Source organism: Streptomyces sp. TM32 (assembly GCF_004122755.1).
GTDB classification, from domain to species: domain Bacteria; phylum Actinomycetota; class Actinomycetes; order Streptomycetales; family Streptomycetaceae; genus Streptomyces; species Streptomyces sioyaensis.
In genome coordinates this window covers 1-19,426 of record NZ_SDIG01000126.1, presented here as the reverse complement: position 1 = coordinate 19,426, position 19,426 = coordinate 1, and the positions used below count along the sequence as shown (strand labels likewise).

Genomic DNA, 19,426 nt, shown 5'->3' with positions numbered 1-19,426 from the left:
GGCTGTCTGTCGCTGCTGCTGGCGGCGGTGTGTGTGGGCGGTGACCGGTACTTCGGGGTGACGGCCGGCTGGATGCGGGACCTGGCGACCGCCCAGGCGATCCACCGGCGGCTGGAGGCGCTGCAGTTCGACTGGGCGGCGGCCGGCGTGCGCGAGGTGCTCGGGCCGGCCGAGGGCACGGCGGGCGAGGCGGCGGAGCGCTGCCTGGGGGTGCTGCGGCGGTTCAACGAGGACCTGGGGGAACTGGTACGGGCCGAAACGGCCGACTGGATGGCGGAGTTCCGGGCCGGGCCGGTGCCGCAGGCCACGCAGTCGATGGTGCCGTGGGCGGCGCCGCGCCAGGAGGGCGCGGCACCGCAGACGCGGTACCCGCTGCCGCCGCCGGGCACCCGCCCGAACATGCCGCGGCAGCGGCCGCCGGAATCACCGCGCTGAACGGCGGCCGCCCGCGCGGCCGTACGGGCCCGGACGAGTGGCCCGTACGGCTCCCGGTCAGCTGAAGACGATCATGGAGCCCTGGCCCAGGCTTCGGGTGGCGGCCGCATGCAGGCCGAGCCACACATGCCGCTCCCGGGCGAACGGGCTGTCGTCCAGGGGCACGGCGCTCGCCCGCTCCTCCAGTGAGGTGGGCCCGGCCGGCGGTGCGGGTGCGGCCGGCGGATTGGCCGGATCGATACCCAGGGACGGCGCGACCAGTTCGAGCTCGCGCAGCAGACCGTGCGAGGAGCCCAGCGGGCCGCCGCCCTCCAGCAGTTCGTCGTTGGCGAGCGGATGCGGGAAGTCGACCGGGACGTACGCACCCGCGTGGTCGTAGTGCCACACCAGATGGGACTCCTGCGCGGTGGCCTCGAACATCTCCAGCAACTGCTCGTAGTCGCCGCCCAGTTCGTCGACCGGGGTCACCTCCAGGCCGCACAGCCGCAGCAGGTAGGCGCGGCGCAGGAAGTGCAGGGCGTCGTAGTCGAAGCCGGCGATGGGCGCGACGTCGCCGGAGAGCCCCGGCATGTAGCTGAAGACCGGGACCGCCGGCAGGCCCGCGTCCGTCAGGGCCTGGTCGTAGGCGGCGATCTCTTCGGAGAACGGGTTGTCGGGGCTGTGGCACAGCACATCGACGAGGGGTACCAGCCACAGGTCACATGCCACGGGGCAGGGCTCGCTTCCGGTCGGGGACGGGGACTCCGGCACACGTACGCTACGGGTACGGCCCATTACGGCCGACGGTCGGGACAGCGTAGTGCTAGCGGCGCGTTCCGACGAGAGCGAGGGAGTGCTCGTTGTACTCCGCGATCAGCCGCTGGGCGGTGGCCAGGTCGTGGTCGATCAGGGCGTCGGCCAGCGCGCTGTGCCCCTGCCACAGATGGCCCCTGAGGTCCTCCTGCCGGCGCAGCAGCGGCACCGCGAACATCCAGGTCTGGACGCGGATCCGGTCGAGAAAATCGCTGATGTAGGCGTTGCCCACGATGCTGCTGAGCTCGCGCCAGAACCGCAGGTCGTAACCGATGAGGACGTCGAGGTCGCCGGTCCGGGCGGCCCGCTCGGCCTCGTCGGCGCGGCGCCGGATGGAGACCAGCACCTCGGCGGGGGTGGCGCGCAGGGCGGGGTCGGCGCCGCTGCGGAAGATGCCCTCGATGATCAGCGTGCGGGCCTCGACCATGGCGCGGAAGTCGTCGGCGGTGAAGGCGTGCACCTTGTAGCCGCGGTGCTGTTCGACGTCGAGCAGGCCCTGGGCGCACAGATCGAGCAGTGCTTCGCGCACCGGGGTGGCGGAGACGCCGTACTGCTCGGCGATCTCCTTGACGGTGAAGGGGTGGCCGCACGGCAGCCGGCCGGCCAGGATCTCGTCGCGCAGCGCGTCGGCGATCTGCTGGCGCAGGGTGCTGCGTCGTATGACTGAGCTGTCTCCGCCGGCGGCCATTTCGTGCGTCTCCTTCGACTCCCTGACCGCGCGGATGGGAGCGGCCCCCGCCCACGATAGGCGAGGGCCGCGGCGGGCCGCCGGGCGAGGCTGCTCGGGGAGCGTGCCGCGGGGCGGCCGTGACCTGCGGTTTCCGTGCGCGCGGACACCGCAGGTCGACGGTTCGGACGGTGTGTACGGGCCACCGCGGCCGACGGCTCGGACGGTCCGTACGGGCACCGCGGCCGAGGGCTCAGACGGTGTGGGCGTCGGCCGCCGTCAGGGCCTCGTCGAGGGCGGCGAGGCCCTCCTTGGCCTCGGCCTCGGTGATCGTGCAGGCCGGGACGACATGCGTCCGGTTCATGTTCACGAACGGCCACAGCCCGCCGCGCTTGCAGGCCGCGGCGAATTCGGCCATCGGAGCGTTGGCGGCGCCGGACGCGTTGTAGGGGACCAGCGGCTCGCGGGTCTCCTTGTTCTTGACCAGGTCAAGGGCCCAGAAGACGCCCATGCCGCGGACCTCGCCGACCGATGGGTGGCGTCCGGCGAGCTCGTGCAGCGCGGGGCCGATGACCTTCTCGCCGATCTCGGCGGCGTTCTCCACGATCCGCTCGTCGGTCATCGCGTTCATCGTGGCGACGGCGGAGGCGCAGGCCAGGGGGTGGCCGGAGTAGGTCAGACCGCCCGGGTAGGGGCGCTGGTCGAAGGTGGCCGCGATCTCGGCGCTGATCGCCACGCCGCCCAGCGGGACATAGCCGGAGTTGACGCCCTTGGCGAAGGTCAGCAGGTCGGGGGTGACGCCGAAGTGCTCGGCGGCGAACCACCTGCCCGTACGGCCGAAGCCCGCCATGACCTCGTCGAGGATGAAGACGATGCCGTGGCGGTCGCAGATCTCGCGGACCCCGGCGAGGTAGCCGGCCGGCGGGACCATGATCCCCGCGGTGCCGGGCACGGTCTCCAGGATGATCGCCGCGATCGACTGCGGGCCCTCGAAGGCGATGGTCTGCTCCAGGTGCGCGAGGGCGCGCTCGCACTCCTGCTGCTCGTTCTCGGCGTGGAAGGCCGAGCGGTAGAGGAACGGGCCCCAGAAGTGGACGACACCGGCCGAGGCGGTGTCCGAGGGCCAGCGACGTGGGTCACCGGTCAGGTTGATCGCGGCGGCGGTGGCGCCGTGGTACGAGCGGTAGGTGGACAGCACCTTGGCGCGGCCGGTGTGCAGCCGGGCCATCCGGACCGCGTTCTCCACGGCCTCCGCGCCGCCGTTGGTGAAGAAGATCTTGTCGAGGTCGCCGGGGGTGCGCTCGGCGACCATCCGGGCGGCCTCGGAGCGGACGTCCACGGCGAAGCCCGGTGCGATGGTGCACAGCTTCGCGGCCTGCTCCTGGATCGCCGCGACGACCTTGGGGTGCTGGTGGCCGATGTTGGTGTTGACCAGCTGGGAGGAGAAGTCGAGGTAGCGGTTGCCGTCGTAGTCCCAGAAGTACGCGCCCTCGGCGCCCGCGATCGGCAGCGGGTCGATCAGTCCCTGCGCGGACCAGGAGTGGAAGACATGCGCACGGTCGGTGGCCTTGACCGCCGCGCCGGCGGCGGGGTCGGCGGCAGCGGAGGAGGGTTGCGTCGTGGTCACGGTCAGTACCTCGGATCGGGTCGCTCGGGTCCGCCGGGGACGGTCGCGGCGAACGCCCTCAGCGTAGGGATCACAGGGCACCGGACGACACCGACATTGTGTATGGCGCTCACCACGCGCGCGGACAGACTGTCTACGGGCCGGCGGAATGCTCCGGCCTCCGGGGCGGACGCCAGGAGGTCAGCCGGCCACGGGGAACACCGCCCGTATCACCCGCCGTGAGGGGTGGGCGGCCAGCTCCGGGCGCAGCGCCGACAACCCTCCGCAGTAGGGGGTGAATTCGGCGGCGCGCACCCCGTGGTCGTCCAGCAGCCGGTCCGCCTCGCCCGGCCGGCCGGCGGTCCGGCTCCGTACGAGGACCAGCCCGCCGTCGGCGCGCACCGTGCGGCCGGTCGCCGCGTCCCGGCAGCGCAGCGCCGCGTCACAGGTGAGGCGCTGGCCGTCCGCGACCAGGGTGGCCCGGGTGCAGTCGGTTTCGAGGACGCGGCCCAGGCCCTCGGGGGCCGCGAGGCCGTAGGAGCGCTCCAGTACGGAGGCGAGGAAGTCCCGCGGGGCCGGGTCCGGCGCCGCGTCCCCCGGAAGCAACGGGCGGCGATGCGTGACCGGTGCGCCGCGGCGTCCGGTGAGCTCGATCTCGAACTGCCGCTCTCCGGTGTCCTCGCAGCGCGCCTCCCGGAGTGTGTAGCGCACCCGGCGGCCCAGCCGCTGATCGTGGAAGGACCGCAGATCAGGGGTGTCGTAGTAGACGGAGTGACAGCGAAACCAGCGGCGGCCGTTGAGGCACGGCGCCACGAACGCACCGTCCGGCCTGCGCCGGTCGGTGAGTTCGGCCGTCACGGCGGTGAAGACCTCGACCGGGACGAGGTAACTGCGGACGGACGGGGCGAGGAGACCGGCCCGGGCCCGGACGTCGGCGAGCGGCACGGGACGCGCAGCCATGGCGGCGCGGGCGAGGGCACGTACGGCGGGGATCACACGGTCTCCTTCGGCTTGGCGTCGGTGCGGGGCGGTCGGAGGGTGTTGCGGAGCGGAGGCGGCGCGTCGGAGCCTCGTTGACGGAAGCGTGGCTGTCGGAAGCGTGGCTGTCGGAAGCGTCACCGTCGTACGCGTTCTACGTCCTTGAGGCGTCGGGGAGTTCCGGAACGCGGAAACCGACATCCGCCACCGCTGGGTCTCGGACAAAGTCGGCCGGTTGTGGCGCGTCGTCAGGGACGGGGGCGGCGCCGGTTCACTGAGTGGGCAGAGGGGTGATGTTGGCCGCTCCACTCGGTACTCTCTGAGCGGAAGAGAAGGGCGGGGCAGGGGTCCGGGAGCCTCCCCGCGGCGTATCTCGGCACCTGGGAGACGACGACCGGCGCCAACGGCGCCAACATCCTGCGCCTGACACTCACCCAGGGCACGGTGGGCGACCCCGTGCTGAAGATGACGATCAGCGGATCCGGCTATCGATGCGAGTTCGCGGCCACCTTGAAGAGCGCGGGGCCGCCGGTGCGCCTCAGTCCCTCGACGGTGGTGTCGGGCCCGGCCAAGAGCTGCCTCCCCGGCCCCTCAAGCAGCCTGGAGCTGGTCAACGGCCGACTGCGGCGCGTCACCGACGGCAGGCCGCCGTTGTCGTACGGCAGGATGACGTAAGGGGCGCGCGACGGGTCGGCGGGCGCTGGACCGCACCGGTACTGGCGACGACGAACAGCCGCGCACCTCCCCCAAGGCGGAGTAGGTGCGCGGCTGTGTCTGCCTGCGGGGTGCCGGCCGTCCTACGACAGGAACGAGTTGATCTCGATGGTCTCGTCGCGGCCGGGGCCGACGCCGATGGCGGAGATCGGGGCGCCGGACATCTCCTCCAGCGCCTTGACGTACGCCTGGGCGTTCTTCGGCAGGTCGGAGAAGGACTTCGCCTGGGTGATGTCCTCGGACCAGCCCGGCAGCGTCTCGTAGACCGGCTTGGCGTGGTGGAAGTCGGTCTGGCTGTAGGGCAGTTCCTCGACGCGCTTGCCGTCGATCTCGTACGCGACGCAGACCGGGATCTGCTCCCAGCCGGTCAGGACGTCCAGCTTGGTGAGGAAGAAGTCCGTCAGGCCGTTGACGCGGGTCGCGTAGCGGGCGATGACCGCGTCGAACCAGCCGCAGCGGCGGTCGCGCCCGGTGGTGACACCGCGCTCACCGCCGATCCGGCGCAGCGCCTCGCCGTCCTCGTCGAACAGCTCGGTCGGGAACGGACCGGCACCGACGCGCGTCGTGTAGGCCTTGAGGATGCCGATGACGCGGTTGATCTTCGTGGGGCCGACGCCGGCACCCGTGCAGGCGCCGCCCGCGGTCGGGTTCGAGGACGTGACGAAGGGGTACGTGCCGTGGTCGATGTCGAGCAGCGTGCCCTGACCGCCCTCGAAGAGGACGACCTTGTCGTCGTCGAGGGCCTTGTTCAGCACCAGGGTGGTGTCGGCGACATAGCCCTTGATCTGCTCGGCGTAGCCCAGCAGCTCCTCGACCACCTGGCCGGCCTCGATGGCGCGGCGGTTGTAGAGCTTGGTCAGCAGCTGGTTCTTGACGTCGAGGGCCGCCTCGACCTTCTGCGTGAGGATCGACTCGTCGTAGAGGTCCTGCACCCGGATACCGACGCGGTTGATCTTGTCGGCGTAGGTCGGGCCGATGCCGCGCCCGGTGGTGCCGATCTTCCGCTTGCCGAGGAACCGTTCCGTCACCTTGTCGACGGTGATGTTGTACGGCGTGATCAGATGCGCGTTACCACTGAGCAGCAGCTTGGACGTGTCGACGCCACGCTCGTTGAGTCCGCTCAGCTCGGAGAGCAGGACCGCCGGGTCGACGACGACGCCGTTGCCGATGATCGGGGTGCATCCCGGCGAGAGGATTCCGGAAGGGAGAAGGTGCAGTGCGTACTTCTGGTCGCCGACGACGACCGTGTGGCCGGCGTTGTTGCCGCCCTGGTAGCGCACCACATAGTCAACGGACCCACCGAGCAGATCGGTGGCCTTTCCCTTGCCCTCATCACCCCACTGAGCACCGAGCAGCACAAGTGCGGGCACAGGCGTACACCCCTTCCGGGCGGGGCATGTCCAACGTGCGTGGATGGCGACAACGTGCGTGTTCACGCCTACGTCATCGCCAGAGCCGTCGAACCGGTGCCCCGGAATAGACGAAGCCCCTGGCGCAATAGCGCAAGGGGCTCTTGCACCGAGATGCTACCTGAGGAAGGACCGAGGTGTCGGCGCAGCCTTCTGGGCACTCTCCCGTGGACTCCGTTCGGGGGTACCCCCTGCTCGTGGTCATCGACCCGGATGCCCGTAGTACCGACGGCGAGGCCGTGCGGATCGCGAAGGATGTCCTGTGCGCGGGCGCGGGGGCGAAAATCTGCCTTCCGGAGAGCCCGGAGGAATTCGCGCGGATGCTTGCCCGGCGCGGGCAGCGACGGCCGGTGGTGATCGGTGACGACCGGGCGCTGCTGCGGGTGGTGGGCCTGCTGCACAAGGAGCGGGAGCTGGCCGGGGTGCCGCTGTCGATGGTCCCGGTCGGGTCGCCGGCCGCCGTCGCACTGAGCCGCACGCTGGGCATCCCGACGGACACGGTGGCCGCCGCCCGTGCCGTCCTGGACGGCGGGGAGCGCCCGATGGACCTGCTCACGGACGACAGCGACGGCATCGTGCTGGGCAGTCTGCGCATCCCGGGCGGCAGCGAGGCGACCGGGGCGGGGCGCGGGGCGTCCGTCCCTCGGCAGTCGTCCGCGGCGGACGCGGCGGATGCGGCGGATGCGGCGGATGCGGCGGATCCCCCGGCGGCACGCGGCGGCGGCCCGGTGGGCGCGGTCAACGGGCACCACCCCTGGTGGAAGCCGTATGCGCGCACCGCCCGTACGGCGCTGTCGCTGCTGGGCGCACCGGCGGGCGGGCGCTGGGCCGCTCCCCGGGCCGGCGCCGGCGGGCGCGGGGGCGTGCGGCGCACCCGGGTGCCGGGGCAGCGGCTGAGGATCGAGGCGGACGGGGTGCTGCTGGCGGATGTGGACCGGCCGGTGCGCGGGGTCTCGGTGGTGCCGGGCCGCCGGCTCGGGGCGGACGGCGGCGAGCTGGCCGAGGTGGTGGTCCACTGGCCGGGCGGCGCGCGGCCGGTGCGGACCCGGGCGCGGGCGGTGACGGTGTCCGGCGCGGACTTCCACTACCGGGCGGACGCCCTGGTCGGCGGGCCGGTCCGGACCCGTACGTGGACGGTGCAGCCGGCGGCCTGGCGGCTCCAGCTGCCGCGGGACTAGGGCCCGTCCGTCCCTGACCCATCGGGCCGGCCCGACCCACCGGGCCGGCTCTTGCGCGTCAGCGGCCGGCGTCTTCGAGGTCGGCCCGCATCTGGTCGCGGTGTTCGCGCCAGCGCTGGAGCAGCCCGGCGAGCTCCTTCTGGAGGAACTCGAAGAACACCAGCGTCTCGCCGATCCGGCGGCCCGCGGGTGAGTCCTCGCCGAGGCTCTCGACGCCCTCGCGCAGGGTGCCCTCCCAGCGGGTGAGGGCGTTGTCGCGGCGGGCCAGCGCCTCGTACCACTGGTCGCTGTGCACGCGGTAGCGGTCGCGGCGGGAGCCCGGCTCGCGTTCGCGGCTGACCATGTCGACCTGGGAGAGGTAGCGGATCGCGCCGGAGACGGCGGCCGGGCTGACCTGGAGGCGCTCGCCGAGTTCGGCGGAGGTCAGCACACCGGAGTCGGAGGCCAGCAGACAGGCGAAGACCCGGGCGGACATCCGCTGCATCCCGGCGTCGACCAGCTGCGCGGCGAAGCGCTCGACGAACTGCGAGACCGCCTCGTCATCGCGCTTGTCGTCGGCGCTGTCGGGGCGGACGTCAGCGGTCCGGTCCGCGCCCTGCTGTGGCTGCTCGCTCATCTCCGCATCATCTCCCCTTGATCAGAACCGCCCCTCAACTTTATATGGTTTCTTAACTTCACAAATTTGTGAATCTAGCGTACCTTCAAAATCATGACCACGCCAATCTCTCCCGCTCCCGCGATCCAGGTCGACGGCCTGCACAAGTCGTTCGGCCGCACCCACGCGCTGGACGGCCTCGATCTGCGGGTCGGGGCCGGTGAGGTACACGGCTTCCTCGGACCCAACGGCGCCGGGAAGTCCACGACGATCCGCGTCCTGCTCGGCCTGCTGCGGGCCGACGGCGGCACCGCCCGGCTGCTGGGCAGGGACCCCTGGCAGGACGCCGTCGAACTGCACCGCCGCATCGCCTACGTCCCCGGTGACGTCACCCTGTGGCGCAATCTCTCGGGCGGCGAGGTCATCGACCTCTACGGCCGGCTGCGCGGAGGGCTGGACACCGCGCGCCGGGCCGAGCTCCTGGAGCGGTTCGAACTCGACCCCACCAAGAAGGGGCGGACGTACTCCAAGGGCAACCGGCAGAAGGTCGCCCTGGTCGCCGCCTTCGCCTCCGCCCCCGAGGTCGAGCTGCTCATCCTCGACGAGCCGACCTCCGGCCTCGACCCGCTGATGGAGGAGGTCTTCCAGAACTGCGTGGCCGAGGAGCGCGACCGCGGGCGCACCGTCCTGCTCTCCAGCCATGTGCTGTCCGAGGTCGAGGCGCTCTGCGACCGCGTCAGCATCATCCGCAAGGGACGGACCGTCTCATCCGGCTCCCTGGGGGAACTGCGGCATCTGACCCGCACCTCGGTGGTTGCCGAACTCGCCGGCCACTGCAACGGCCTGGGCGCCCTCCCCGGCGTCCACGGGCTGGAGATCCGGGGGCAGCGCGTCACCTTCCAGGTCGACACCGACAAGCTCGACGCCGTGCTCCGCTCGCTCGGCACCTCCGGCGTCCGCAGCCTCACCAGCACCCCGCCCACCCTGGAGGAACTCTTTCTACGCCACTACCAGGACGACGCCCGCAGCGAGGCGATCGCGCGATGACCACCGTCGCCGCCCCGCTGTCCGCCCCGGCCGTGCGTGCGCGCCAACTGGCGGGCACCGGCCCCCTGTTGCGCCTGGCGCTGCGTCGCGACCGGGTGCTGATCCCGGCGTGGGTCCTGGGCCTCGGCCTGGTCGTCGTCGGCACCGGCTCGTCCTTCGAGGCGCTCTACGACACCGCCGCCCGGCGCGCCGCACTGGCCGCCTCGATGAACGGCAACGGCTCGATGCGCGCGCTGTACGGACCGGTCTTCGGCGACTCCGTCGGCGGGCTGATCGCCTGGCGGATGGCCGGCTTCGGCGCCGTCCTCGCCGCCGTGATGAGCCTGCTGATCGTGGTCCGGCACACCCGCGAGGAGGAGGAGACGGGACGTCAGGAGCTGCTCTGTGCCGCCATGGTCGGCCGCCGCGCCCCGCTGACCGCGGCTCTGCTGACGGCCCTGACGGCCAACGCCGCGCTCGTCGTGGTGATTGCGGGCGGCCTGGCCGGCTCCGGCCGGCCGGCGGCCGGTTCGCTCGCGCTCGGCCTCGCCATCGGCTGCACCGGCATGCTGTTCGCCGTACTGGCCGCGATCGCCGCCCAACTCACCGAGAGCGCACGGCTCGCCAAGGGCCTGACCGGCGCCGCGCTCGGCCTCGCCTTCGCGCTGCGCGCCGCGGGCGACACCGCCACCACCGGTGCCGGCTCCCCACTCACCTGGATCTCGCCGATCGGCTGGGCGCAGAACCTGCGCGCCTACGCCGGCGAACGCTGGTGGCTCGTCGCGCTGTTCCTGGCGGCGGCCGCCCTGGCCGGCTGCGTCGCCTACGCCCTGACGGCCCGCCGCGACCTCGGGATGAGCTTTCTGCCCGCCCGCCCCGGCCCGGCCGTCGCACCCCGCTCCCTGAGCGGCCCCTTCGGCCTGGCCTGGCGGCTCCAGCGCACCACCCTGGGGGGCTGGACGCTCGGCTTCGTCTGCGCCGGCGGACTCTTCGGCGGTATCGCCAAGGGCGCCGCCGATCTGGTCGGCGGCAATGAACGGACCCGCGAGATCTTCGCGCGGATGGGAGGGCAACAGAACCTGACCGACGCCTTCCTGGCCACGATGGCCGGCATGCTCGGCATGGTCGCCGCGCTCTACGCGGTGGGCGCGGTGCTGCGGCTGCACGGTGAGGAGACCGGCGGGCGGGCCGAGCCGGTGCTGGCCGGCGCGGTGGGCCGGCTCCGCTGGACGGCCGGCCATCTGGCCCTCGCCTACGGGGGCAGCGCCGTCATCCTGGCCTTCGGCGGTCTGGCCCTGGGGGTCTCCTACGACCTCTCGGCCGGCGACCCCGGCGGCCGGACGGGCCCGGTCCTGGGCGCCGCCCTCGCCCAGGTCCCGGCCGTCTGGACACTCACCGGCCTGGCGGTCCTCGCCTTCGGCCTGCTCCCCCGGGCCACGACCGCCGTCTGGGCCCTGGTCGGCGGCTGTCTGACCCTCGGCTGGGTCGGCCCTTCCCTCGACGTCCCCCGCTGGGCGATGGACCTCTCGCCGTACGGCCACCTCCCCAAGCTGCCCGGAGCGGACGCCACCGCGGCCCCGTTCCTCTGGCTGCTGGCGCTCTCCGCCCTGTTCACCGCCGCCGGTCTGGTGGGCGTACGCCGACGCGACCTCGGCTGATCCCGGGCGGCCGGCCCCGGCCGCCCCCACATCCGTGCGCCGCCGGAGCTGTAGCGGACTCCGGCGGCGCACTCGCCCGCGCGGAAACCGGGCCGGCGGGCGGGCATCCACAGGGTGTGGATGCCGGGTGCCGCCCCGCGTCGGCAGCACACCAGGCCCCGCCATGGCCAGTCACCCTGCGCCATTTCACCTGACGGTGCGATAACCCACAGTAACTCTAGAACCCAGGGTGATCGTGTTGTTACTTTCCGTATGCGCGGTCGTGACCACGGCACGCGGCATCGGAGGGGATCATGCGACGCATCAGCACCAGGATCGGCATGCTTGCGGCGGCGGCGCTGCTGGCCGTCACCGCGGCCGGGCCCGCCCGGGGGCAGCAGGCGAGCGACACCGCCCGGCGGACCGCCACCGAGACCGCGGCCTACTTCGTGATGACCGACATCACGCGTGCGGAGTTCGTCATCAAGCTCACCGACCCCCGCAAGATCCAGCACGCCCGCGAGTTGCTGAGCGGGGCGACCAGCTCGGAGCCGCATGTCATCGGCCGGATCGAGAAGCGCCCCGCCCCGTACAACGGGCGCTGGAGCTTCCATCTCCGCCCGGAGACCATCGACTTCTTCGACTTCGCCGTCGAGGTCTGTGACGCCACCACGCCCTATGTCGAAGACCATCTCGACGAGGCCGGCGGCCCGTTCCTTCCCGGGCTGATCTGGTGCCCCTGGAGTTCGAGCTTGGTACGGGAGGTGCCCCAGCCGTAGGGCGTGTCCGCAGGCCCCCGATCCGGGCCGCCGGCCTGCCCCGCCCACGGCTCCCGGGCGGGGTCCCCGCCGGGGCGGCGGCCCTCAACCTCCCGGCGTCACCAGCCGCGCCTCGTACGCGAACACCGCCGCCTGGGTGCGGTCCCGCAGCCCCAACTTCACCAGGATGCGGCTGACGTCGGGCCGGGCAGGGGGGAGATGCGGGGTCAGGTCGTGCCGAGGGCGTTGTCGAGTTGGTGAATGCGCGCGATGTTGGCGACATCGTCGGATGCCTGACTGGCCGGGGTGTTGAACCATGCCTCCAGCATTTCCCTGAGGACAGGCCCGGACGTCAGCCGCAGGCTGATGGCGAGGACGTTGGCGTCGTTGAAGCAACGCGCGCCGGCTGCGGTGTAGGCGTCATGGCACAGGGCAGCGCGGACTCCGCGTACCTTGTTCGCGGCCAGTGAGGCGCCGGTGCCCGTCCAGCAGCAGACGACGCCGAACGCGGCCCGTCCGGCGGCGACGTCCTCGGCTGCCGCTTGTGAGGCGTAGGACCAGTCCGTGCGGTCGCCCTCCTTCAGCACTCCGTGGGGGAGGACGGAGTGACCGCGGTCTTTCAGTTCCGTGGCCAGCATGCGGGCAAGGGGCTCGTCCCAGTCGGCGGAGATCGAGATGATCACGAGAAATTCTTCCTTCCTGGGCCGCGGCGAGATGAGAGGTGCGACCCGGCCGATTGCCTCGGGCTCCTTCGAGTCTGCGGGAAGCCCAGCAGGTCAACCAGGCCTCTGGCGCTCCCACCACTGCCCGTCCTACTACTGCCAGGAACAGGCTGCAGCGCACCGGCGAGCGATACTGGGGTCATGGACCCGCGAGCTGAGCTAGGTGATTTTCTCCGCTCCCGGCGGGCCCGTCTGAGGCCCGAGGACGTGGGGCTGCCCCCCGCTGGAGGGCGAAGGCGGGTGCCAGGACTCAGGCGGGAAGAACTCGCCATGCTGGCGGGCGTCTCGGTCTCCTACTACACGCGACTGGAACAAGGACACGCCCGCAACGCCTCACCGGAGGTGTGGGACGCCATCGCCCGGGTCCTGGGCCTCGACGAAACGGAACGGGCACACCTCACGCGTCTGGTACAGCCAGAGCCATCCCCACGTGGCGCCCCCGCGGGGGAGCCACGCATCCGCCGGGAGCTCGTGCAGTTGCTGGACGCCATGGAGACAGTGCCGGCCTACCTTCTCGGTCGGAGGATGGACGTCCTGGGGTGGAACCGGATGGCGCGCGCCTTGCTGTTCGACTTCGCCGCCCGAGACCCACGCGAGCGGAACATGGCGCGTCTGGTGTTCCTCGAACCGTCTTCGCGGGACCTCTTCGCCGAGTGGGAGAACAAGGCCCGGGAGACCGTCGGGTACTTGCGGACGGATGTCGGCCGATGGCCCGACGACCGTGCACTCACCGAACTCGTCGGGGAACTCTCCATGAAGAGCGAAGACTTCAGCCGCATGTGGGCGGATTACTCCATCACCGACAAGGGACACGGCACCAAACGCCTGCACCACCCGCTCGTGGGCGATCTGGCCCTCTCCTACGAGACGTTCCAGCTCCCCGCAAATCCCGGCCTGTACCTCGTCACCTACCACGCGGAACCCGGCTCCCCTTCCGCCGAGGCACTACGCCTACTGGCCTCCTGGGGCATCGACGAGAACCCAGCGCACCCTCGGTTCCTGAGGCCGGAGGAACGGTGAGGCGCCGGGGCCCCGGTGACAGCGCCACACCGTCGAGCGGTGTGGCAACCGCCCGAACCCCTGGCGCGGCACCGTGCCCTCCTCAGCCCCCCGGCGTCACCAGCCGCGCCTCGTACGCGAACACCGCCGCCTGGGTGCGGTCCCGCAGCCCCAACTTCACCAGGATGCGGCTGACATGCGTCTTCACCGTGGATTCGGCGACCACGAGATGCTCGGCGATCTCACCGTTCGACAGGCCCTGGGCGACCAGCACCAGGACCTCGGTCTCACGCTCCGTCAGGTCGGCGATGCGTTCCTGGGCCGGGGCGCGCGGGGTGCCCAGCCGGGAGAATTCGGAGATCAGCCGCTTGGTGACGGTGGGGGCGAGCAGGGCCTCGCCGGAGGCGACGATCCGTACGCCGTCGGCGAGCTGGCCGGCCGAGGCGTCCTTGAGCAGGAAGCCGCTCGCCCCGGAGCGCAGCGCTTGGTAGACGTATTCGTCCAGGTCGAAGGTGGTCAGCACGAGGACCTTGGCGTCCGCGTCGGCGGCCACGATCTCGCGGGTCGCCTCCAGGCCGTTCATCTCCGGCATCCGGATGTCCATCAGGACGACATCGGGCCGCAGGACCCCGACCTTCTGCACCGCCTGGCGGCCGTCGACGGCCTCACCGACGACCTCGATGTCCGGCATGGCGTTGAGCAGGACGGAGAAGCCCTCGCGAACCATCACCTGGTCGTCGACGATCAGTACGCGGATCATGCCCGTTGTCCCCCTGTCGCGGCTTCCCCCGCCGCATTCCCCACCGGTATGAACGCCGCGACCTCGAAGCCGCCGTCCTCGGTGTGGTCGGCGGTCATCTCGCCGCCCAGCATTTGTACCCGCTCGCGCATGCCCAGCACACCGTGCCCCGCCCCCGGGGACGGCTTGGCGAGACGGCTGGGCCGGCCGTTGACGATCCGCAGGCCCAGGCCCCCCAGGACGTAAGAGATCTCCACCCGGGCATCGGCACCCGGCGAGTGCCGCAGCGCGTTGCTCAGCCCCTCCTGCACGATCCGGTACGCGGACAGCTCCACGCCCTGCGGCAGCGGCCGGGGCGACCCGGTGATCACGGCCTCGACGTTCAGCCCGGCGCTACGGACGCTGTCGAGCAGCGAATCGAGGGTGGCGAGCGTGGGCTGCGGCGCCTCCGGGTCGCTCTCGGCGAAGGCGTCCGGGTCCGCGGAACGGACCACGCCCAGGATGCGGCGCAGCTCGGTCAGCGCGGCGACGGCGTTCTCCCGGATCGTCGCGAAGGACGTGGCGAGCTCGGGCGGGGTGTTCTCCACGCGGTACGGAGCGGCCTCGGCCTGGATGGCGATCACGGACATGTGGTGGGCCACCACGTCGTGCAGCTCGCGGGCGATCAGCGCGCGCTCCTCCAACAGCGTGCGTCGGCCGCGCTCCTCGGCGGTGGCGGTCAGGGTCTCGACGACCTGCCGGCGCTCCTCGCGCCAGGCGCGCACCGCGGCGGCGGAGACCAGCACCACACCGCAGCCGACCGCGGCCGACGGCAGATCACCGGCGCCACTGCCCAGCACCCCCGTCAGCACGGCCGCCAGGGCGAAGGTGACCAGCCACATCTCGATGGCCAGCCGGGGCCGGGTGCGCAGCACCACGAGCACCATCACGGCGAGATGGGTGGCGAAGGCACTGCCCGAGAAGATGCTGGCGAACGGGGAGGAGAAGTCCACATAGGCGGCCGCCGACACCACGACCGTGGACAGCGACAGCCAGTACGCGCCCACCGGGCGGAAGAGCGTGAGCATCGGCCCCGCGGCGACCAGCGCGCTGAAGCCGGTGACCAGGAGGCCGCGCACCGAACCGAGCCCGGAGCCGGTGAGGGTCGCCAGGAAGACGCACATCGAGAAGAAGCCCACGGTGCAGTGCGGCAGCCAGCGCGTCCAGTGCCGCAGCCGTTCCGGCAGCCACGGCACCCACCGGGACACCTTGGCGTCCTCCAGCGGTGGCATCGGGCGGAACGCGAAGGCGTCGACGAACAGGTCCTGGCGCAGCCGGTGCAGCGCGCCGTGCGCCATCCGGGCCTCCGATCGCAGGGTGCCCTGCGTCTGGGTCGTGTCATTCACGCTGACAACGGTAAGCAACCGCACGCCGCCGGGCGTCCCCACCAGTGAGGATCTGCCGGCGTCCGCCTCAGGTACTAGACGGCCGACACACCAGCCCGACCAGGACGTCACAGCTGGGGCTGCCGGGAGTGACGGGGGCGTAGTGACCGACGCCGGGCAGCTCGCGCAGCACGGTGGTGGCGGCGCTCCGTGCCGCGTACCGGCGGGAGAGGTCGAGCGGGACGTCCGGGTCGTCGGTGCCGTGCAGGATCGTGACCGGGATGCCGGCGGGCGGATGGCGCGCGGGGTCGGCCGCGGCGAGGCGTTCCGGGAAGCCGGGGCCCGCGCCGAGCAGCTCGCCGACCGCACCGCCGCTCAGCCCGAGCGCATGGGCGCGGGCCAGGTCGGCGACCGGGGAGACGGCCAGCACCCGGGACACGGGCGTGTCCGGGCGGGCGGCGGCGAGCAGCGCGAGATGGCCGCCCGCGGAGTGGCCGATGAGGACGGGGGACGGGTCCGCCACCGCCCCCGCCAGGGCCGCGCAGGCCGCCTCGATGCCCGCCGTGACGTCCTCGAACGTCTGCGGCGCCCCGCCGCCCGCGCCGACCCTGCGGTACTCCGCGAGCGCGACCGGCAGCCCCCGCCCGGCCAGCTCCGCGGCGAGCGGCGACAGATGGCGGCGGTCGTAGGCCGCGCGCCAGAATCCGCCGTGCAGCAGGACGACCAGCGGCCCGCGCGCCGGCGCACCGCCGCCCGCCCGCGGCACATACAGGTCGACGAGCTGGTCCGGATGCGGCCCGTAGGCCACCGTCCGGTCCGGCGCCACCGGGGCCAGCCCCAGCAGCGCCGACTCCTCGTCCGCGCCCCTCACCCGCCGTCCCCGGACGACACCTCGGGCAGCGCCCGCAGCACCTCGCCCAGCACCCACGCCGCCCGCTCCGCGTCCGCGAAGGAGGTGTAGAGCGGGGTGAAGCCGAAGCGCAGCACGTCGGGAGGGCGGAAGTCGCCGACCACCCCGCGCCGGATCAGCTCGTCCATCACCAGGCCGGCGACGGGGGTGCCGCCCTGCCCGAACGACGAGCCGAGCTTGGGCGAGCACGCCAGCGACACCTGGCTGCCGCGTCGCTCGTGCGCCTGCGGCGTCAGGGAGCGGACCACGTCCGGCGGCACATAGGCCCGCACGCACTCCAGGAAGAAGTCCGTCAGGGCCAGGCTCTTGGTGCGTACGGCCTCGATGGACACCCCGTCCCAGGCCTCCAGCGCCGCCTCCAGCGCGAGCAGCGAGAGGATGTCGGGGGTGCCGACCCGGCCGCGCGGAATGCCGTCGGCGGGGGTGTAGGCCGGGTCCATCGCGAACGGATCGGCGTGGGAGTTCCAGCCCGGCAGCGGCGATTCGAACCTCTCCTGGAGGCTCTCGCGGATGTAGAGGTAGGCGGGCGAACCCGGGCCGCCGTTGAGGTACTTGTACGTACAGCCGACGGCGAGGTCGACGTGGTGCGCGTCGAGGCCGACCGGCAGCGCACCGGCGCTGTGGCACAGGTCCCAGACGGCGAGCGCGCCCGCGGAGTGCAGTGCGTGGGTGATGCCCGGCAGGTCGTTGAGCCGGCCGGTGCGGTAGTCGACGTGGTTGACCAGCGCCAGCGCGGTCCGCTCGGTGACCTCGTCGGCGATCCCGCCGGGTTCGACCGGGCGTACCGCGAGGCCGGTCATCCGGGCCGCGGACCGGGCGATGTAGCCGTCGGTGGGGAAGGTCGTGGCGTCGACGAGGATCTCCGTGCAGCCCTTCCCGGCCATGCGGACCCCGCCGACCACGGCCTTGAAGAGGTTGACGCTGGTCGAGTCGCCGACCACCACGCGGCCCGGTCCCGCCCCGATCAGCGGCGCGATCTTGTCGCCGATCCGCTCCGGCGCGGTCCACCAGCCCGACTCGGTCCACGACCGGATCCGCAGCTGACCCCACTCGCGGGCGATGACATCGGCGATCCGGCCGGGCACCGCACGGGGCAACGCCCCGAGGGAGTTGCCGTCGAGATAGACGCCGGCGCCGCCCGAGGCCTCATCCGGCGCGGCATCGAGGACGAAGCGGTCGCGGATCGCGGCGAGCGGGTCGGCGGCGTCCAACTGCTCGGCGCGGGCGGCCTGTTCACGGGCGCCGGCGGAACCGGGGCGGGCGGCGGCAGGGAATCCGGGGGGCTCAGACATGGCTGCGCGCCGTCCACAACTCGGGGAAGACGTTCTTGCGGGCCCGCTTCTCCAGCCAGGCCACGCCCGCGGAGCCGCCGGTGCCCATCTTGGCGCCCATGGCCCGCCGGGTCGCGACCAGATGGTCGTTGCGCCAGCGCCAGACCAGCTCGGCGACATCGGTCAGCGTCTCGCCGAGTCCGACGAGGTCCGACTCCTGCGGGCCGTCGTAGATCTCGGCCCAGACGGCCTCGACGCCCGGATCCGGTTCGTAGCGCAGCGACGGGTCCCGCCGCAGCACGGCCTCCGGGACCGGGTAGCCGCGGCGGGCGAGCAGCCGCAGCACCTCGTCCCACAGGCTCGGCTCCTGGAGCGCCTTCTCCAGCTCGGCGCGCTCGCGCGGCGCGCCGCGGTGCGGCACCAGCATGGAGGCGGACTTCTCGCCGAGCAGGAACTCCATCCGCCGGTACATCGCGGACTGGAATCCGGATCCCTCGCCGAGCGCGCTGCGGTAGGCGTTGAACTGCGCCGGGGTCAGCCGGGCGAGCGGTTTCCAGGCGGCGTTCAGCGCCTCCAGCTCGTAGGTGGAGCGGCGCAGTGCGTCCCGGGCCACGGTCAGGTCGTCGCGGCGCAGCGCCTCGGCCGCGGTGCACCACTCATGGACGATGACCGTGAACCACAGCTCCATGACCTGGGTGGTGACCAGGAAGACCATCTCGCCGGGGTCGTCGGAGAGCGGGTGCTGCAGATGAGTGAGGACGTCCGCCTGGACATAGTCCTCGTACGGGGTGGTGCTGCTGGAGCCGATGCTGAGATCGGGGGCGAACGGCGGGTCGGGCTCGGCATCGGCCGGTACGGGAACGGCGGGTGCACTCGCCACGCTGTCCGCGGGATCTGTGGGAGACGGCTGCGACATGAGGGACTCCTCAGGTGCGAACTACCGGGTAGCGGTCCGCCCCTTCCTCGTCGGCTCGGGAGCCCCGGTCCCCTCGGGCTCGGGATGGCCCGGCCCACTGAAATCATCGGTGCTGGACAGCGACCGCGCAAGGGCCGGCTGCGATCACGCGGCCGGCCCTCGGTCGTGCCCGGCGCCCCCGGCGGCGGGGCCGCCCGGAAGGACCGCGGCGGCCGTCAGGTGAGAGTGTCGGCCGCGGTCGGCGAGGAGTCCCGCAGGAAGGTCGAGCAGCGCTCGTACTCCTCCTGCTCGCCGATCGCCTGGGCGGCGCGGGCGAGGGCGTGCAGCGCCCGCAGGAAGCCGCGGTTGGGCTCGTGCTCGAACGGCACCGGGCCGTGGCCCTTCCAGCCGGCCCTGCGCAGCGCGTCCAGGCCACGGTGGTAGCCGGTGCGGGCGTAGGCGTACGACTCGACGACCCGGCCGCCCTCGAACGCGTCGTCCGCCAGCTGCGCCCAGGCCAGGGAGGAGGCCGGGTACTTCGCGGCGACATCGGACGGCGCGGTGCCCGCGGCGAGCATCTCGCGGGGCTCGGGGTCGTCGGGCAGGTGGGTCGGGGGCGGTCCCCCGAGGAGGTTCTCGTGAATGGCCATGTCTCCCAGTCTGCCTGGTCGCGGGGGCGGGGTGAGTGCACCGCCGCTGGATCCGGGCGAGGCCCCGGCGCTGGAGGCGGA

Annotated in this window: 20 protein-coding genes and 1 pseudogene; 7 read left to right on the top strand and 14 right to left on the bottom strand. The window is 72.5% G+C overall.

The window, feature by feature from the left end; translation table 11 throughout:
- On the top strand, positions 1 to 435 hold a 435-nt coding region (locus EST92_RS23515), incomplete at its 5' end, for an SLATT domain-containing protein (RefSeq protein WP_129282813.1).
- A 57-nt stretch (positions 436 to 492) separates the two neighbouring features.
- Here the strand turns inward: EST92_RS23515 and EST92_RS23510 are convergent.
- The 4 genes from EST92_RS23510 to EST92_RS23495 all read right to left on the bottom strand — a co-directional run bounded on the left by EST92_RS23510 (position 493) and on the right by EST92_RS23495 (position 4,496).
- Positions 493 to 1,143, bottom strand: coding sequence for a hypothetical protein (locus EST92_RS23510; protein WP_129282812.1), 651 nt, complete (start codon positions 1,141 to 1,143; stop codon positions 493 to 495).
- 94 nt (positions 1,144 to 1,237) lie between these two features.
- Positions 1,238 to 1,915 carry a GntR family transcriptional regulator gene (locus tag EST92_RS23505; RefSeq protein WP_129282811.1) on the bottom strand — a complete coding sequence of 226 codons (678 nt, stop codon included), beginning with the start codon at positions 1,913 to 1,915 and terminating at the stop codon, positions 1,238 to 1,240.
- Positions 1,916 to 2,147: 232 nt separating this feature from the next.
- A complete protein-coding gene (locus EST92_RS23500) occupies positions 2,148 to 3,521 on the bottom strand; it encodes an aspartate aminotransferase family protein (RefSeq protein WP_129282810.1) in 1,374 nt (457 codons plus the stop codon).
- A gap of 180 nt (positions 3,522 to 3,701) precedes the next feature.
- Positions 3,702 to 4,496, bottom strand: coding sequence for a VTC domain-containing protein (locus tag EST92_RS23495; protein ID WP_129282809.1), 795 nt, complete (start codon positions 4,494 to 4,496; stop codon positions 3,702 to 3,704).
- A 426-nt stretch (positions 4,497 to 4,922) separates the two neighbouring features.
- Here EST92_RS23495 and EST92_RS23490 point away from each other — a divergent pair, with 426 nt between their 5' ends.
- A complete protein-coding gene (locus tag EST92_RS23490) occupies positions 4,923 to 5,153 on the top strand; it encodes a hypothetical protein (RefSeq protein WP_216849124.1) in 231 nt (76 codons plus the stop codon).
- A 122-nt stretch (positions 5,154 to 5,275) separates the two neighbouring features.
- Here EST92_RS23490 and EST92_RS23485 read toward each other — a convergent pair whose 3' ends face one another.
- Positions 5,276 to 6,562 carry an adenylosuccinate synthase gene (locus EST92_RS23485; RefSeq protein WP_129282808.1) on the bottom strand — a complete coding sequence of 429 codons (1,287 nt, stop codon included), beginning with the start codon at positions 6,560 to 6,562 and terminating at the stop codon, positions 5,276 to 5,278.
- 206 nt (positions 6,563 to 6,768) lie between these two features.
- On the opposite strand from EST92_RS23485, the gene EST92_RS23480 reads away from it, so the two are divergent.
- Complete coding sequence (locus EST92_RS23480; protein WP_254068974.1) at positions 6,769 to 7,779, top strand: diacylglycerol kinase family protein; 1,011 nt, start codon at positions 6,769 to 6,771, stop codon at positions 7,777 to 7,779.
- 58 nt (positions 7,780 to 7,837) lie between these two features.
- Here EST92_RS23480 and EST92_RS23475 read toward each other — a convergent pair whose 3' ends face one another.
- Positions 7,838 to 8,395, bottom strand: a complete 558-nt coding sequence (locus EST92_RS23475; RefSeq protein ID WP_129282807.1) for a MarR family transcriptional regulator — start codon at positions 8,393 to 8,395, stop codon at positions 7,838 to 7,840.
- A 93-nt stretch (positions 8,396 to 8,488) separates the two neighbouring features.
- Between EST92_RS23475 and EST92_RS23470 the strand changes: the two genes are divergently transcribed.
- The 3 genes from EST92_RS23470 (at position 8,489) to EST92_RS23460 (ending at position 11,816) form a co-directional block, all read left to right on the top strand.
- Positions 8,489 to 9,421 carry an ABC transporter ATP-binding protein gene (locus EST92_RS23470; protein ID WP_129282806.1) on the top strand — a complete coding sequence of 311 codons (933 nt, stop codon included), beginning with the start codon at positions 8,489 to 8,491 and terminating at the stop codon, positions 9,419 to 9,421.
- Positions 9,418 to 11,058 (top strand): ABC transporter permease, encoded by a 1,641-nt coding sequence (locus tag EST92_RS23465; protein WP_129282805.1) that lies wholly within the window; start codon positions 9,418 to 9,420, stop codon positions 11,056 to 11,058. The genes EST92_RS23470 and EST92_RS23465 overlap by 4 nt, the downstream gene beginning before the upstream one ends.
- A 293-nt stretch (positions 11,059 to 11,351) precedes the next feature.
- Positions 11,352 to 11,816 carry a calmodulin-binding protein gene (locus EST92_RS23460; RefSeq protein WP_129282804.1) on the top strand — a complete coding sequence of 155 codons (465 nt, stop codon included), beginning with the start codon at positions 11,352 to 11,354 and terminating at the stop codon, positions 11,814 to 11,816.
- 84 nt (positions 11,817 to 11,900) lie between these two features.
- On the opposite strand, the pseudogene EST92_RS23455 reads toward EST92_RS23460, so the two are convergent.
- Both EST92_RS23455 and EST92_RS23450 read right to left on the bottom strand, forming a co-directional pair.
- A pseudogene (locus EST92_RS23455) lies at positions 11,901 to 11,993 on the bottom strand (DNA-binding response regulator); the annotation flags it as partial.
- Between the two features lie 29 nt (positions 11,994 to 12,022).
- Positions 12,023 to 12,478 carry an RpiB/LacA/LacB family sugar-phosphate isomerase gene (locus tag EST92_RS23450; protein ID WP_129282803.1) on the bottom strand — a complete coding sequence of 152 codons (456 nt, stop codon included), beginning with the start codon at positions 12,476 to 12,478 and terminating at the stop codon, positions 12,023 to 12,025.
- A gap of 180 nt (positions 12,479 to 12,658) precedes the next feature.
- On the opposite strand from EST92_RS23450, the gene EST92_RS23445 reads away from it, so the two are divergent.
- Positions 12,659 to 13,537, top strand: coding sequence for a helix-turn-helix transcriptional regulator (locus tag EST92_RS23445; protein WP_129282802.1), 879 nt, complete (start codon positions 12,659 to 12,661; stop codon positions 13,535 to 13,537).
- 82 nt (positions 13,538 to 13,619) lie between these two features.
- On the opposite strand, the gene EST92_RS23440 is transcribed toward EST92_RS23445, so the two are convergent.
- From EST92_RS23440 to EST92_RS23415, 6 genes are all read right to left on the bottom strand, one after another.
- On the bottom strand, positions 13,620 to 14,276 hold the full coding sequence (locus tag EST92_RS23440) for a response regulator transcription factor (RefSeq protein WP_129282801.1): 657 nt from the start codon (positions 14,274 to 14,276) through the stop codon (positions 13,620 to 13,622).
- Positions 14,273 to 15,592: a histidine kinase gene (locus EST92_RS23435; RefSeq protein ID WP_129282816.1), complete on the bottom strand. Its 1,320-nt coding sequence runs from the start codon at positions 15,590 to 15,592 to the stop codon at positions 14,273 to 14,275. Before EST92_RS23435 ends, EST92_RS23440 begins: the two co-directional genes overlap by 4 nt.
- A gap of 115 nt (positions 15,593 to 15,707) precedes the next feature.
- Entirely contained in the window at positions 15,708 to 16,490 is a 783-nt protein-coding gene (locus EST92_RS23430) for an alpha/beta hydrolase (protein ID WP_129282800.1), read from the bottom strand.
- Positions 16,487 to 17,821: a kynureninase gene (kynU, locus tag EST92_RS23425; RefSeq protein WP_174244108.1), complete on the bottom strand. Its 1,335-nt coding sequence runs from the start codon at positions 17,819 to 17,821 to the stop codon at positions 16,487 to 16,489. Before kynU ends, EST92_RS23430 begins: the two co-directional genes overlap by 4 nt.
- Positions 17,814 to 18,716 (bottom strand): tryptophan 2,3-dioxygenase family protein, encoded by a 903-nt coding sequence (locus tag EST92_RS23420; protein ID WP_174244107.1) that lies wholly within the window; start codon positions 18,714 to 18,716, stop codon positions 17,814 to 17,816. Before EST92_RS23420 ends, kynU begins: the two co-directional genes overlap by 8 nt.
- Before the next feature lie 215 nt (positions 18,717 to 18,931).
- A complete protein-coding gene (locus EST92_RS23415; RefSeq protein ID WP_006604650.1) occupies positions 18,932 to 19,345 on the bottom strand; it encodes a DUF3151 domain-containing protein in 414 nt (137 codons plus the stop codon).
- Between the last annotated feature and the right edge of the window lie 81 nt (positions 19,346 to 19,426).

What these genes read in the sequence shown, in the direction of transcription:
- EST92_RS23415 (WP_006604650.1), bottom strand. Translation starts at nt 19,345, where the DNA reads ATGGCCATTCACGAGAACCTCCTCGGGGGACCGCCCCCGACCCACCTG.
- EST92_RS23440 (WP_129282801.1), bottom strand. Translation starts at nt 14,276, where the DNA reads ATGATCCGCGTACTGATCGTCGACGACCAGGTGATGGTTCGCGAGGGC.
- EST92_RS23505 (WP_129282811.1), bottom strand. Translation starts at nt 1,915, where the DNA reads ATGGCCGCCGGCGGAGACAGCTCAGTCATACGACGCAGCACCCTGCGC.
- EST92_RS23460 (WP_129282804.1), top strand. Translation starts at nt 11,352, where the DNA reads ATGCGACGCATCAGCACCAGGATCGGCATGCTTGCGGCGGCGGCGCTG.
- EST92_RS23465 (WP_129282805.1), top strand. Translation starts at nt 9,418, where the DNA reads ATGACCACCGTCGCCGCCCCGCTGTCCGCCCCGGCCGTGCGTGCGCGC.
- EST92_RS23445 (WP_129282802.1), top strand. Translation starts at nt 12,659, where the DNA reads ATGGACCCGCGAGCTGAGCTAGGTGATTTTCTCCGCTCCCGGCGGGCC.
- EST92_RS23435 (WP_129282816.1), bottom strand. Translation starts at nt 15,592, where the DNA reads ATGGCGCACGGCGCGCTGCACCGGCTGCGCCAGGACCTGTTCGTCGAC.
- EST92_RS23475 (WP_129282807.1), bottom strand. Translation starts at nt 8,395, where the DNA reads ATGAGCGAGCAGCCACAGCAGGGCGCGGACCGGACCGCTGACGTCCGC.
- kynU (WP_174244108.1), bottom strand. Translation starts at nt 17,821, where the DNA reads ATGTCTGAGCCCCCCGGATTCCCTGCCGCCGCCCGCCCCGGTTCCGCC.
- EST92_RS23470 (WP_129282806.1), top strand. Translation starts at nt 8,489, where the DNA reads ATGACCACGCCAATCTCTCCCGCTCCCGCGATCCAGGTCGACGGCCTG.
- EST92_RS23420 (WP_174244107.1), bottom strand. Translation starts at nt 18,716, where the DNA reads ATGTCGCAGCCGTCTCCCACAGATCCCGCGGACAGCGTGGCGAGTGCA.